Source organism: Streptomyces sp. Ncost-T10-10d, from assembly GCF_900091955.1.
Classification (GTDB): domain Bacteria; phylum Actinomycetota; class Actinomycetes; order Streptomycetales; family Streptomycetaceae; genus Streptomyces.
Genome location: NZ_FMDF01000082.1, coordinates 1 through 14,596 on the forward strand (window position 1 = coordinate 1; position 14,596 = coordinate 14,596).

9 protein-coding genes and 2 pseudogenes are annotated in these 14,596 nt (G+C 72.1%); 5 read left to right on the forward strand and 6 right to left on the reverse strand.

Features of this window, described 5'->3' with window-relative positions; translation table 11 throughout:
- The 5 genes from GA0115254_RS12530 to GA0115254_RS12550 all read left to right on the forward strand — a co-directional run.
- Positions 1-1,853: ABC transporter permease (locus GA0115254_RS12530; protein ID WP_141720806.1), on the forward strand; the 1,853-nt coding region annotated here is incomplete at its 5' end.
- A 1-nt stretch (position 1,854) separates the two neighbouring features.
- On the forward strand, positions 1,855-4,662 hold the full coding sequence (locus GA0115254_RS12535) for an FtsX-like permease family protein (protein ID WP_093895349.1): 2,808 nt from the start codon (positions 1,855-1,857) through the stop codon (positions 4,660-4,662).
- Positions 4,659-5,621, forward strand: coding sequence for an ABC transporter ATP-binding protein (locus GA0115254_RS12540; RefSeq protein ID WP_093895350.1), 963 nt, complete (start codon positions 4,659-4,661; stop codon positions 5,619-5,621). Before GA0115254_RS12535 ends, GA0115254_RS12540 begins: the two co-directional genes overlap by 4 nt.
- Before the next feature lie 113 nt (positions 5,622-5,734).
- A complete protein-coding gene (locus GA0115254_RS12545) occupies positions 5,735-7,285 on the forward strand; it encodes an alpha/beta hydrolase (RefSeq protein ID WP_093895351.1) in 1,551 nt (516 codons plus the stop codon).
- Positions 7,282-8,478 (forward strand): serine hydrolase domain-containing protein, encoded by a 1,197-nt coding sequence (locus GA0115254_RS12550; RefSeq protein ID WP_093895352.1) that lies wholly within the window; start codon positions 7,282-7,284, stop codon positions 8,476-8,478. The genes GA0115254_RS12545 and GA0115254_RS12550 overlap by 4 nt, the downstream gene beginning before the upstream one ends.
- Positions 8,479-8,540: 62 nt before the next feature.
- Here the strand turns inward: GA0115254_RS12550 and GA0115254_RS12555 are convergent, their stop codons facing one another.
- The 6 genes and pseudogenes from GA0115254_RS12555 to GA0115254_RS44390 form a co-directional block, all read right to left on the reverse strand.
- Positions 8,541-9,230 (reverse strand): DUF8010 domain-containing protein, encoded by a 690-nt coding sequence (locus GA0115254_RS12555; RefSeq protein WP_093895353.1) that lies wholly within the window; start codon positions 9,228-9,230, stop codon positions 8,541-8,543.
- The gene (locus tag GA0115254_RS12560) at positions 9,227-9,649 is read right to left on the reverse strand and encodes an acyl-CoA thioesterase (RefSeq protein ID WP_107451324.1); all 423 of its coding nucleotides are present in this window, start codon (positions 9,647-9,649) and stop codon (positions 9,227-9,229) included. Before GA0115254_RS12560 ends, GA0115254_RS12555 begins: the two co-directional genes overlap by 4 nt.
- Before the next feature lie 5 nt (positions 9,650-9,654).
- Positions 9,655-11,319: an energy-dependent translational throttle protein EttA gene (ettA, locus tag GA0115254_RS12565; RefSeq protein ID WP_093895354.1), complete on the reverse strand. Its 1,665-nt coding sequence runs from the start codon at positions 11,317-11,319 to the stop codon at positions 9,655-9,657.
- Positions 11,320-11,536: 217 nt separating this feature from the next.
- Positions 11,537-12,919, reverse strand: coding sequence for a Cys-Gln thioester bond-forming surface protein (locus GA0115254_RS12570; RefSeq protein WP_256102533.1), 1,383 nt, complete (start codon positions 12,917-12,919; stop codon positions 11,537-11,539).
- Positions 12,920-13,514: 595 nt separating this feature from the next.
- A pseudogene (locus GA0115254_RS12575) lies at positions 13,515-13,907 on the reverse strand (single-stranded DNA-binding protein); the annotation flags it as partial.
- 100 nt (positions 13,908-14,007) lie between these two features.
- Positions 14,008-14,596, reverse strand: a pseudogene (locus GA0115254_RS44390) (ATP-binding protein); the annotation flags it as partial.

Genomic DNA, 14,596 nt, shown 5'->3' on the forward strand with positions numbered 1-14,596 from the left:
GCACCGTGCTGACGCTGCGTCTGCTGCCGCCCGCGGCCAGGCTCGCGGAGCGCCGCGCGGCAGGCGGCCGGGGGCTGGTCACGGCACTGGCCGGCTGGCAGTTCAGCCGGCGTCCGCTGCGCAACGCAGGACCGGTGCTGCTGCTGGTGCTGTCGGTCGCCATGGGCATGCTGGCGATCGGGCAGCGCGCCTCCTGGGACCGTTCGCAGGGCGACCAGGCGGACTTCAGGGCCGGTGCGTCGGTGCGGGTGGTGGGCAGTGTCGAGAACGATCCGGCGCAGGCGGGCGCGTACGCACGGCTGCCGGGCGTACGGGAGGCGGCGCCCGCGTTCCGTACGATGTTGGACCTCTCCGACGAACGCACGGCCGAGATCCTGGCCCTGGACACCGCGCACGCCGACGAGCGGATGCTGATGCGCGGCGACCTCGGTGACCGGCCGCGGGAGCGGCTGTTCGACTCCCTCGCCCCGCGGGGGGCCGCAAGGGCCGGACTGCCGTTGCCGCGGCTCGCCGAGAAGGTCCGGTTCGACGTGCGGATCACGGCCGCCGGAGCGCCCGCGCGGACGTCGCCGTCCGGCGCCGCGCCGCTCCTCACCGTGCTGCTGGAGGATCGTTACGGCTTTCCGTACCGGGTACCGGCCGGAACCGTCCCCGTCGACGGGAGAACGCACCCGTTCACGTTCGCGGTGGCGGCCGGGGGCGATCTCGCGGTGACCGGGTTCGAGCTGGACGGCAACCGGCCGACCGGCCGGAGCGAGTCCCACCGGGTCGACATCGGCGCCCTCAGGTCCGTGACGGCCGACGGCACCGAGCAGACGGTCCCGGTGCCCGAGGGGTTCGGCTGGGACGCCACGCTGACCGCCACCGGATCATCCGGTGAGGCGGGCCCCGGCGATCCGCTGGACACGAGGGTCTCCACGAAGAGTCTGCTGGCCTTCGGATACGACACCGGCTCGAACACGGATTGGACGGCATCGACGCCTTCCTTCTCCGTACGGGCCACCGCGCCCCTTCCCCCGGCTCCGGCGCTGAAAGCTGTCGCCACCGACGCGTACCTGCGCGCCGCCGGAGCGAAGGAAGGACAGAACGTCGACGTCACGCTCGCCGGCGAGACGGTCCGGGTGAAGATCGTGCGGGCGGTGCACCGCCTGCCGACCACGGGCCCCGGTACCGGGTCCGAGGCCTCCGTCAGCAGTGCCGACCGGCAGCGGGACGGCGGCGCTCTGCTGCTCGACCTCAGGGCCGTCGGCCAGGTCCTCGCGCACCGCCCGGGGGCGGTGCTGACCCCCGTCGAGTGGTGGCTGAGCACCGCACCCGGACAGGCCGGGAAGGTCGCCGCCGCGCTGCGGGCGCAGCCCTATACCGATCCGGCGCAGGTCCTGGTGCGCGACGAGATCGCGCGGGAACTGGTCGGCGACCCGCTGGGCGCCGGGCCGCAGTCCGCGCTGCCCGCGGTGGCGGTCGTCGCCGCGGCCCTGGCCGCGGTCGGCTTCGCGGTGAACGCCGCGGGCGCGCAGCGCGAGCGGACCGCCGAGTTCGCCGTGCTGCGGGCACTGGGGACGCCGCGCCGACGGCTGACCCGGATGATCGCCGCCGAGCAGGGTGTGCTGCTCGTGATCGCGCTGCTGGTCGGGGCCGCGCTCGGGGCCGTACTGAACCGTGCCGTCGTGCCGCTCATCGTGCTGACCGGGCAGGCCACCGCGCCGGTGCCCCCGGTGCTGGTGCAATTGCCGGCCGGGCAGGTCGTCGCGCTGCTGGCGGGAGTCGCCGCGCTGCCGCTGCTGATCGCCGTGTCCCTCGCATGGCGCGGCGCCGATCCCGCGACCTCGCTGCGCCACCAGGGGGACAACTGACATGAGTCCGCGTTCCGCCCGAGACCGTCGCACCACGGCCGCCTGTGCGCCCTGGGTCCGTACCCGGTTGCGTACCGCACCCGGCACGGCCTGGGCGCTCGGGCTGCTGGTGCTGCTGACGGCGTTCCTCGCCGCCGCCTTCCCGCGGGCCGTCGACCGTTACGAGAACGAGGGGCTGCGCCGTGACATCGCCGCCGCGGACCCCGGGCTCAGTGTGCTGGAGCTGAGCACGCCGCAGCCCGATCTGCAGGTGTCCCAGCCACTGCGCGAGGAAGCGGTGCGCGCGGCGTCGCTGGCATCCGTCCATCGCACGGTGCTGTCCGGGCTGCCCGACGTGCTGCGGCCCGACACCGCCCAGTCCTCGTACGGATTCCGCACCGTGACGCCGATCCCCGCCGAGGAGGGCTGGCTGCCCCGGCCCTACGGCATCGACCCCCAGCTGACGTACGCGACCCTCTCGGCCCTCCCGGACCACGCCACCCTGCGCGCCGGGGCGTGGCCCACCGCGCACGGCACGGTCACGGCCCGCACACCGCAGGTGGAGGGCGCGGTCACCGAGGAGACGGCGAAGGCGCTGCGGATCAGGGTCGGCTCGACCGTCTCCGTACCGACCCAGGGCGGCACACCGCTGACCGTGCGCATCACCGGCATTGTCGCCCCGGAGCGGCCCGAGGCCACCTACTGGTCGGCCCAGCCACTGCTCCGGACCCCGTCGCTGGTGGCCAAACCGAAGGATATCGACCCGCGTTACTACTGGATCGCGGCCGTTCTGCTGCCGCCGGACGCCGCGCCCGCGCTGCTCGCCACCGCCGCTCAGCCGGAGGCGTTCTGGCGGATCGCGCCGGACGCCTCCCCCCTCACCGCCACCGACGTGCCGGCACTGCGCTCGTCGATCGCCTCGCTGGAGGGCGGTCCCCGGCTGGTGGACATGCGGGCGGTGGCCGGCGCGAACGCCGCGCTCAAGACCGACCTGGACACGATCCTCGCCAGGTACGACACCCTGCGCGAGGCGATCGGCCCGGTCGTCACGGTCGCCGCCGTGGGCATCGGAGCGGTCGCCGCGGTCGTCCTGCTGATGACGATCGGGCTGATGGCCGGACGGCGCCGCGGCGAACTGGCCCTGCTGCGTGCGCGCGGCGGATCGCTGCGCGGCATCGGCGGCCGACTGCTCGCCGAGACGGTGGTGACCACGCTGCCCGCGGCGGCGCTGGGTCTGCTGATCGCCGTACTGACCATCGGGGACGCACGGCTGCGGCCCTCGGTCACCGGCGCGCTCGCCGTCGCCGCATTCGTCTGCGTCGCCCTGCCGCTGCGTACGGCGTTGCCGCACCGCAGGCCGCAGCCGCACGGTGCCCGCGACGATCTGATGAGCGCCCGCCCCTCACGGCGGCGCACGGTCGCCGAACTCACCGCGCTGGTACTGGCCGTCGGCGCGGTCGTCGCCCTGCGTCGGCGCGGTACGGGCTCCGGCGACGGCGACCTGCTGGTCAGCGCCGCCCCCGTGCTCGTCGGTCTGATCGCCGCCCTGGTCCTCGTACGGCTGCTGCCGGTGCCGCTGCGTCTCGCCCAGCGCTCCGTCGCCCGGCGGCGCGGCGCGGTCGGCTTCCTGTCGCTGGCCCGTGCCGGGCGCACCTCGGCGGGCGGCGCGCTGCCGCTGCTCGCGCTGCTGCTCGCGCTGACCACGACGGCGTTCGGCGGCTCGGTGCTCGCGGGCATCGCGGACGCGCGGAACGAGGCGGCGGTACGTGCGATCGGTGCGGATGCCCGGATCAGCGGCCCCGGCAGCTCCGTGCCGCTGCCGGACCGTCTGGTCCGGGAGGTGCGGGGAGCGGGCGGTGTCCGGGAGGTGGCGGCTGTGGGTATCGAGTACGACGTCATGCTGCCGTTCGACGGGACCGGGAACCAGCAGACGAAGAACGCCACCCTGGTGGCCGTCGACCCGGCGACCTATGCCCGGCTGGCCCGCTCGACCGGCCTCGGGGCGTTCCCCGCCGACCGGCTGGAGGCCTCCGGCTCCGCGGCCCGGAAGGCGCCGTCGCAAGACCGGGTGCTGCCCGTCATCGCGTCGCCGTCCGTCGCCCGACGGCTCGGTGACCGGCCGCACGACTTCTCCACGGCGGCCGGGAACTTCAGCGCGCGGGTGGCGGGTGTCGTCACCCGCACTCCCGCCGTTTCCGTCAGCGACTTCCTGATCGTCGACGCCGCGTCGCTCTCCCGCCCGCGGACCACCACCCTGCTGGTCACCGGCGGCTCCCTGGACGCGAAGGCGCTGCGCACGGCGGCGCACCGCACAGGCAAGGACGTCACCGTGCGGCTGCGCACCGAGGAACGCGAGACATTCGTCGACACCCCCGTGCAGCGGGGTGCCGGGGAGATCTACGCGGCGGCGATCGTGGCCGGGGCGGGCTACGCCCTGCTGGCCGTCCTGCTGTCGTTGCTGCAGACCGCCCCGGAACGCACCGCCCTGCTGGCCCGGCTACGGACCATGGGCCTCACCTCCCGGCAGGGCAGACGGCTCCTGGGATTCGAAGCGATGCCTCAGGCGCTGCTGGCGGCCGTCGGCGGGCTGCTCGTCGGCTGGGCGACGACCGCCCTGCTGGCGCCGGGCATCGACCTGGTGGGCCTCGCGCTCTCCACCGGGTCCCAAGCCGCCGCGCCCGACACCGTCCCGCTGCGGACCGACCCGTGGTCGCTGGCGCTCCCGGCGCTCGGCGTGGTCGCCCTCACCGCCGCGGTGGCCGCCGTCCAGGCCTGGTGGGCCGGCCGCCGCGGACCGATCACCGAACTCAGGTCAGGAGACCCCCGATGACGTCGCCGTCGACCGCCACCACACTGGCCGAACTCGAACAGCGGGCCGCCGCCCGCCGCGATCGGCCCTCGTACGGGCACGACGCGCTGATCGCCTGCGACCGCCTGGTCCGCATCTTCTCCGCGGACGGGGTCGAGGTGCAGGCGCTCCAGGGCCTCGATCTGCTGGTCACCGAGGGCGAGTTGATGGCCCTCGTCGGCGCGTCCGGCAGCGGCAAGTCGACCCTGATGAACATCCTGGCGGGTCTCGACGTGCCCACGGCCGGGTCGGCGAAGGTCGCGGGCTGCGATCTGCTGTCGATGGGCTCGAAGGAACGGCTCCGCTACCGCCGGGACATCGTCGGGTTCGTCTGGCAGCAGACCGCCCGCAATCTGCTCCCGTACCTCACCGCCGTGCAGAACATCACCCTGCCGATGCAGCTGCGTGGCCGGGGCCGGGGCCGTGAACGGGCCGATCGGGCCGAGTCGTTGCTCCGGATGCTGGGGCTGGAGGAGTGCCGCGACCGCCGCCCGCAGCAGCTCTCCGGCGGCCAGCAGCAGCGGGTGGCGATCGCCGTCGCGCTCGCCAACCGTCCTTCGGTGCTGCTCGCCGACGAGCCGACCGGTGAGCTCGACTCGGCCTCCGGCGAGCAGGTCTTCGCCGCGTTCCGCCGTGCCAACGAGGAGCTCGGCACCACGATCGTGATCGTCACGCACGATCATGCGGTGGCGAGCGAGGTCCGTCGTACGGTCGCCATCCGGGACGGCCGTACGTCCTCCGAGGTGCTGCGCCGCACCGAGGTCGACGCGGCGACGGGCCTGGAGTCCCAGGTGGCACGCGAGTACGCGATGCTCGACCGCGCGGGCCGCCTGCAACTGCCCGCCGACTACACGGAGGCGCTCGGGATGGAGCACCGCGTGATGCTGGAGCTGGAGCAGGACCACATCGGGGTCTGGCCGGACGACCAGCCGCGTCCGTAACGGGTGTTGGTGGTGCTGGCCCCAGGTCGCTCCGGCCGGGTGGCCCGATGTTCTCGCGCCGCGTACGCCCCTAGCGTCGTGCGGGAGTCATCCACCTGATCCCGAGGAGCACGATGCGCGGCACCGCACTGGCCACCGCCGGCCTGGGCCTGACCTGTCTACTCGCGGGCACAGTGCCCGCGTCGGCCGTCCCTGCCACCCCTGCCACCCCCACTCACCAACGGCTCGTCTGGGGCCCCTGCTCGCCGCAGCAGCAGGAGCTGAACGAGGCGGGCGCGCAGTGCGCGAAGGTGACCGTTCCCCTCGACTACTCCGATCCCGGCGGCCCGACGATCCGGATCGCGGTCTCCCGTATCAAGGCCGCCGCGAAGCACGGCGAGCGGCGGGGCATCCTGCTGTCGAATCCGGGCGGTCCGGGCGGTGCCGGGCTCGCCACCACCCTCTATCTGCGGACCGCGTTGAAGGATGCGGCGGACCGCTACGACCTGATCGGCTTCGATCCCCGTTTCCTCGGCGAGTCCACCCCCATCGCCTGCGACCCCGCCGCCCCGACGCCCGCGCCCGGCCCGACCACGACCCGCCGCGAGGACTTCGAGCGGTCGGTACGGTCCGCCCGCGACACCGCACGCCGCTGCCGGGACCACGGGGACAACGCACGGCTCCTGCCGCACGCCACCTCCCGGAACGTCGCCCGCGACATGGACGCGATCCGCGCGGCACTGGGCGAGCGCAGGCTCTCGTACTACGGCGTCTCGTACGGTGCCGACCTCGGGGCCGTCTACACCCAGATGTTCCCCCGCCGCGCCGACCGCATCGTCATCGACTCCTCGACCGACCCGACGGCCACCCAGTACGAACTCTTCCAGCAGGCCGGCAAGCCGCTCGAAGAGGCGCTGGACGCCTGGGCCGGATGGACCGCACGGCAGGACGACATCTACCGGCTCGGCAAGACGCCCGCCCAAGTACGTTCGAGTGTCCAGCAGTTGCTCGACGGAGCCGAGCAACGCCCGGTCACCGTCTCCGGCATCCGGCTCGACGCGCCGCTGCTGCGGCTGGTGCTGAGGCAGCTCATCCAGCACGAGGAGTACGACCCGGCGCTCGCCGGCACGGTGCGGGACCTGACCGATGCCGCCGCGGGCAGGCCGGTCGAGCCCGGCCCGGAGCTCGCCGCCATGCTCGAACTGCTCGCGTCGCCCGAGCTGGCGGACAGCATGCTGGGCGGGGCCCTCTTCATGTGCGGCGACAACGGCTGGCCGGCCGGTGGCTGGCCGAAGAACCCGGAGACGTACTGGACGAACATGGAGCGCAGCCGCGCCACCCAGCCCGTCTTCGGCCCGATCGTCAACAGCATGATGGCCCCGTGCGCGTTCTGGACGAGCACATCCCGTGAGCCCGCCACAGTGATCGGCAACGACGTACCCGTGCTGATGCTCCAGGCCCGGCGCGACAACAACGTCCCCTACGAAGGGGCATTGGCTCTGCACCACCGGCTGACCGGTTCACGGCTGGTGACGGCGGACATCCGGTCGCACGGGGTGTACGGGCGCGGACTCGACGGGCTCACCCCCGTCCCCTGCGCCGACAGAGCCGTCAACGACTATCTGCGCGACGGCACGCTGCCCGGCGCCGACCTGACCTGCCCCCGCACCGGGGAGGACCGGTGATCAGCAGACGTACGGGCCTGGCGGCCACGGCAGCGGCCCTGCTCACCGGAGCGTCCGGACCCGCGGCGACGGCTGCCGCACCCCAACGCGCCCCCGGGCCCCGCAGCCGTCTCCAGAGCGATGTGGACGCGATCCTGGCCACCGGCGCCACCGGCGTACTGGCGGAGGTGCAGAGCGCCCACGGCCGGACGACGGCCCGCGCCGGATCCGCCGATCTGCGGGCCCCGCACCACCCGCTCCCCTGGGACGCCTACTACCGGATCGGCAGCGACACCAAGACCTTCACGGCCACGCTCGCCCTCCAACTGGCCGGCGAGGGGCGGCTCGCGCTCACGGACACGGTCGAGCGGTGGCTGCCCGGCGCCGTGCGGGGCAACGGCAACGACGGCCGCAGGATCACGGTCGCCAATCTGCTGCGCCAGACCAGTGGGCTGAACGACTATCTCGCCGTCTCACCGGACTCGGCCGATGCGTTCACCCCGGACGGCTACCGCCGTTCGCGGTTTCGCACCACGGCCCCCGAGGACCAGCTGAAGGCGGCCCTGAGCCGGCCGCCCCTGTGGGTGCCGAACGCCGAACACCCCGCCCGGGAACGGCGCTGGGGCTACTCCAACACCAACTACGTGGTGGCAGGCCTGATCATCGAGCAGGTGACCGGAAACTCCTGGGCGCAGGAGATCCACGACCGGATCATCGAACCCCTGGGCCTGCGCCACACGTTCACGCCGGGGACCTCGCCGTACGTGCCCCATCCCACGGCCACCGCGTACACCTGGTTCCCCGACTGCGCCCGGCCGACCGACACGACGCTGGCCTCCGGCGGCGGGGCGGACGGCTCCGTCATCAGCAACGCCCATGACCACGGTGTCTTCCTGCGCGCCCTGATGAGCGGCCGGCTGCTGCGCCCGCCCCAGCTGGCCGCGATGAAGGAGACGGTCGTGGCCGAGGACTGGAGTGCGGCGCCGGGGGTCCGTTACGGACTGGGCATCGCCTGGCGCCCGGTGGCGGGGAGCAGCGGCGGGATCTGGTTCCACGGCGGAACCCATCTGGGGATCGTCTCCGAGAGCGGGGTGACACCGGACGGTGCGCGGGCCGCGACCAGCGCCACGTTCACCCTGCGGATGGGCGACCCGGCCCAGGACGCCCAGGACCTGGCCGCGCTCCGGCTGGTGGACAGGGCCCTGAGCGGTTAGGTCCCGTCTGTCCGGACGGGACCGTCGGCCTGTCCGGACGGGTCCTGTCCTCGGGCCGTCGCTCAGCCCGCGCCCACCGTCACCGCGAGCGTGCCGAGCCCGCTGCCCGGGCCACGCAGGGCGATCGAGCCGAACGGGGTCCGCAGCCGCAGCCAGGCCCCGGCCGCGAGCAGGGCGACCGGGAAGTCCGGCTCCGGACGGAGGAAGCCGAGGGACTGGGCGGCGTGCACGGCCCGCAGCGGAAGTTCGGTACCGGCGACCGTGCGCGACCAGATCTCGCGGCCGATCAGGTCCCGCTCCGCCCGGGTGCGGCGGTCCTCGGGCAGGGCCTCGTCGCGGGAGCGGAACTCCGCCACCGCGGCGGTGACTGCTCTGCGCAGGGAGACCGGGTCGGGCAGGCCCGGCAGTTCGTGCCAGCCGCCGCGGGGCGGGAGGACACCCGTCCACGGCGGCCCGGTGACGGGTGCGGGCAGGGCGCCCGAACCGGCTGCCGTGCCCTCGACGTCGAGGGATTCGAGGAGTTCACCGGCGGACACCGTGACGTCGAAGTCGTGCGATCCGGCCAGCCGCGCCGCCCGGATCGCCAGGACCTCGAACGACGGCGGCCTGCCGAACACGGCCAGCGCACTGCCGCCGGCCTGCATCCGCACCGCGGCTGCCCGGTCGTAGCGGAGCAGCCGACCGAGGAAGGCCGCGAGATCCGCGGCCTCCCTCGTGTCGGCGAACTCCAGCGACCGCACGGGCACCGTCATGCTGCGGCAGGCTCCTCGGCCAGGTACTGCTGGAGGAAGAGCTTCTCCTCGGCGGAGATCCGCCGGGGCCGCTCCTCGGCCAGGTTGTACGGCACGACGACGGTCGAGGCCCGCACGTAGACCTGGTCCGGGTCCTTGACCTCGTACGCGATCGTCAGCGACGCGGCGCCGATCTTCGTGACCCATGACTCCACGGTCACCGGCTCGTGCCGGTGGACCAGCGGCCGTACGTAGTCGATCTCGTGCCGGGCCACGACGGACCCGCCCGAGAAGGACGGCGAGCCGTCCCCCGGCGCCAGCCGGAACATGAAGTCGATGCGCGCCTCCTCCAGATAGCGGAGGAAGACCACGTTGTTCACGTGGCCGAAGGCATCCATGTCCGACCAGCGCAGGGGGCAGTTGTAGATGTGACGTGCCAAGACGATCAGCCTCGCGTGAGCTTCTTGTACGTGGCACGGTGCGGGCGGGCCGCGTCCGCGCCGAGGCGGTCGACCTTGTTCTTCTCGTACGACTCGAAGTTGCCCTCGAACCAGTACCACTTGGAGTCGCCCTCGTACGCCAGGATGTGCGTGGCGACGCGGTCCAGGAACCAGCGGTCGTGGGAGATGACCACCGCGGCGCCCGGGAACTCCAGCAGGGCGTTCTCCAGCGAGGACAGGGTCTCGACGTCGAGGTCGTTGGTGGGCTCGTCGAGGAGCAGCAGGTTGCCGCCCTCCTTGAGCGTCAGCGCCAGGTTCAGGCGGTTGCGCTCACCACCGGAGAGAACACCGGCCGGCTTCTGCTGGTCCGGGCCCTTGAAGCCGAACGCGGAGACATATGCCCGCGAGGGCATCTCGACCTGACCGACGTTGATGTAGTCCAGCTCGTCCGAGACGACGGCCCAGAGGGTCTTCTTCGGGTCGATGTTGGCGCGGGACTGGTCGACGTAGGAGATCTTGACCGTGTCACCGATCTTGATGGAGCCGGTGTCCGGGGTCTCCAGGCCCTGGATCATCTTGAACAGCGTGGTCTTGCCCGCGCCGTTCGGACCGATGACGCCGACGATGCCGTTGCGCGGCAGCGTGAACGACAGGTCGTCGATGAGGACCTTGTCGCCGAAGGCCTTCGAGAGGTTCTCGACCTCGACGACGATGGAACCGAGCCGCGGGCCCGGCGGAATCTGGATCTCCTCGAAGTCCAGCTTCCGCATCTTGTCCGCCTCGGCCGCCATCTCCTCGTAACGGGCAAGACGCGCCTTGGACTTGGTCTGCCGGCCCTTGGCGTTGGACCGGACCCACTCCAGCTCTTCCTTGAGCCGCTTGGCGCGCTTCTCGTCCTTACGGCCCTCGACCTTGAGGCGGGCGGCCTTCTTGTCGAGGTACGTGGAGTAGTTGCCCTCGTACGGCAGGGCGCGGCCGCGGTCGAGCTCCAGGATCCACTCGGCGACGTTGTTCAGGAAGTAGCGGTCGTGGGTGACTGCGACCACTGCGCCCGCGTACTTCGAGAGGTGCTGCTCCAGCCAGTTCACCGACTCGGCGTCGAGGTGGTTGGTGGGCTCGTCGAGGAGCAGCAGGTCGGGGGCCTCGATCAGCAGCTTGCAGAGCGCGACGCGGCGCTTCTCGCCACCGGAGAGGTTGACGACCGGCCAGTCGCCGGGCGGGCAGCCCAGGGCGTCCATGGCCTGCTCCAGCTGGGCGTCCAGGTCCCACGCATTGGCGTGGTCCAGGTCCTCCTGGAGCTTGCCCATCTCCTCCATCAGCGCGTCGGAGTAGTCGGTCGCCATGAGCTCGGCGACCTCGTTGAAGCGCTTGAGCTTGCCCATGATCTCGGCAGCGCCGTCCTGGACGTTCTCCAGGACCGTCTTCGACTCGTCGAGCTTCGGCTCCTGCATGAGGATGCCGACGCTGAACCCGGGCGACAGGAACGCGTCACCGTTGGACGGCTGCTCCAGGCCCGCCATGATCTTCAGCACCGTGGACTTACCGGCGCCGTTGGGGCCCACGACACCGATCTTCGCGCCGGGCAGGAAGTTCAGGGTGACGTCATCGAGGATCACCTTGTCGCCGTGCGCTTTGCGCGTCTTGCGCATGGTGTAGATGTACTCAGCCAAGAGAAACCGTCCGGCTATCGATGTGTGGGCAGATACACCCCATCTTGCCTGACGGCCGTCCCGGGACGGAAACCAGTCCGCTCCCCGGTACACCCCGACCCGCCCCCGGAACGCACCGCCCCCGTCCTCCGGCATGCGACGGCCCCGGTGCGCGTTCGCGTACCGGGGCCGCCATCAGGCAGGCGTGACAGATTGCTCGCCGTTCGTCACTCCGTGATTACTGGGCGGAGGGCTGCGTCTTGCGCTTGCGGAGGAAGAAGACCGCGCCGCCGCCGACGACGACGAGAGCAACCGCGACGCCCCCGATGATCGGAGTGGCGCTGGAGCCACCGGTCGCGGCGAGGTCACCCGAGCCACCGGTCGAGCCGCCGCCGGTCGTGGCCGGGGCGGGCTTGTCACCGCCGGTCTGGGTGTCGGTGCCGGTGCCGCCGGTGCCGGTGCCGCTGGTCTTGCAGTCCAGGACGCCCTTGAACGTCTTGGTGAAGCCACCGGGGCCGGTCACCGTGATGTCGTACGCCTGGTCCTCGGCGACCGGGACGGTCACGGTCTCGGACTTGCCCGCCTCGACGGTGTGCTCCGCCCCGGCCAGCTCGAACGTGAACGCCTCGTCGCCCGTGTTGCTCGCGGTGACGTCCACGCCGCCCTTGGCACAGTTCTTCTTCGCCGAGACCGCCGGGATCGCACCCTGCTTGGCCCAGGTCGCGGTGGCGACCGCGGAGACCGTGGACTCGCTGGAGCCGGCCAGGATCATGGTCTGGCTCTTGGTCACCCCGGCGAAGGCCCGGCCGACCGGCACCGACGTGGTGGCCTGGACGGTCAGCGAGGCCGAAGCGTCGTCGGCGCCCGCCGGAACGTCGAAGTAGAGCTGGGCACCGTCGGCCGCGGTGGTCACGGGCTTGCCGGCCTTGTCGGTGACCTTGACACCGCTCGCGGCGTCGGCGGGCGGGGTCACGGAGACTTGGCCCGCGTTGGTGTGGACGGTGACCGGGCCGAGCCGCTCACCGGACTTGCCGGAGACCGCGGCCGGGTCCAGGGCGAGGGACGCCTTGGGCTCGGCCTGGTCGGCGGCGTTCTTCTCCAGCCAGTCGGCAAGCTTCTCGGCCTGGCTGTCGGCCGCGTCGACATCGGCATCGTCCGAGTAGCGCCAGATCGCGACCTGGGTGCCCGCCGCTGCGGTCTTCTCGGTGAGCGGTCCGGTACCGGCCTGCTGGGCGAGCGCCGCGAGGTCGTCGACCTGCGGGTAGGAGTGCTCCAGGATCCAGCGGATCTTGCCCGCGTTCTTGTTGCTGCCGAGCGAGGTCTGGTTCCAGGGGGTCTCCAGGTACTTCGCCTGGTCCTGGGTGGGGTTGTGGATGTCGATGCAGTACGTCTTGAGCTTGCCACCGCCGTCGACGGTCATCTCGAAGAGCCCGGCAGGCAGCGGCTCGTTCTTGCCGTTCGCGTGGAGCACGGCGCGGTCGTAGGTCTTCAACCCGTCCAGAACCGCTGCCGCGCCACCTTGATGCTGCGGCGCCTCGTCGGCGACCGCGCTGCCCGCACCGACGAGGGTGCCTGCCATGACCAGACCGGATGCCACCACCGTAGCGGCCAGCCGGGCTATGCCCCGCCGCCGTGGAGAACTGGTCGTCTCCGTGGACGACGAAACGGTCGCTGAATGAGCAGAAAACACAGAATTCCCCTCCGGGCGAGACCCTCCGCGCCTGATGCGCGTGTGGGGATTGTCCCGCCAGTCGACTCAAGTGCCCCGTGAGTACGGGGGAATCCTAAGGAGGAAGGGATGAACATTCCCCCCTCATACCGTCGTACAACCATTCCGAATCGGAATCGTTATCGCCGGTATCGCGCGCGGCGCCTCGACGCCCCCCGATCCGACTTCCCGTCAGATCCGCCCCCTCGCTCCCGTCCGGTCACGACACCGACGCAAGTTCCTGGCCGCGTTTCTGACGCACCGTCGGCCGCCGCACCCGCTGTCGCCCGCCCCGTTCCGACTGTTCGGACCGTTCGGACTGCTCAGCCCGCTCGGGCTGCTCACTCTGCTCGCCTCCCCCCTTCCGCTCGTCCCCCTCGGCCCGTGCCGCTTCGCGCGAACCACCCGACCGCGCCTCGCTCACCTCCCGTGCCTCCCGCGCCGGGCCGCCCGACCAGTCCGGCTCGTCCGAGCGCACCGCCTCGTCGCCCTGGCCCACCGCCCCGTCCACACTCCCCCGGCGCGCCGTTGCCCCCGGATCGCCCCTCATCACCCGCCGGAACGCAGCCGTCCCCCTGGTCAGGTCGTGCCCCACCGCAACCGCCTCGATGTCCACGAACGTCCTGCGCCCGCCGTCCCGTTCCTCCTCGCGCACCTTCAACCTGCCGTGCACGACAAGTGGTTCTCCGACAGAGACGGAACCGGACAGATTCGATGCCAGAGTCCGCCAGGCCCACACGGTGTAGAAGCTGGTGTGCCCGTCCGTCCAGAACTGCTTCTCGCGGTCCCAGCGGCGCGGCGTCACCGCGAACCGGAAACGCGCCATTCCGCCGGTCGCGGTCTCCCGGAACTCCACGCCCGTCGCCGCGTTTCCCACCAGTGTCACCAAGGTGTCATTCATGACTCCGCCTCCCCTTCGGCCTTCGGTTCCAGCGACCGCACCCACGCGGCCGCTGATCCCAGGTTGAAGGGAAGGCGGAAATCCTGCTGATGTCTGTGGACTACCGAACAGTTGTGGAAAACTCCGTCACCGTCACATACCGCTCCCTCACCTCGCGGTACCGCACGAGTTCCGCCGCCACCGGATCGAGCACCCGTGCCCGCCCACAGGCGGCCGCCGCCTCGCGCAACTGCCGCTCGGCCTCCTGCCCGTACCGTCGGGCAGGCCCCCGGGCCGCGGCCGCACACGACCACTCCACGAGCGGACCACCGATGATCCCGGCCAGCATCACCAGTGCGGGCGTGAGGAATCCCGGTTCGAGTACACCGACGATCTGGCCCACCAGCCAGAGACCGCCGAAGATCTGCAGCAACGTCATCGATGCCTGTGCCAGCACGGCGGCGGGCCACCACCTGGGCCGCGGCGGCTTCCCGCCGACGCGACCGCTGTGCGCGACACCGGAGGCCCCGGCCACTCCGGTCGCCACGACCGTCGAACCGCCCGGACCGACCGAACCCTGGGCACCGCCTGCCGCGCCACCCGGGAAACGGCTCACCGCCCACCCCGCCCGTCCGCGCCGCCGGCCCTTTCCGCCAGCTCGTCGAGCGCCTCCGGCAGCCCTTCCGCACCGTTCACCGCGGCCTCACGGA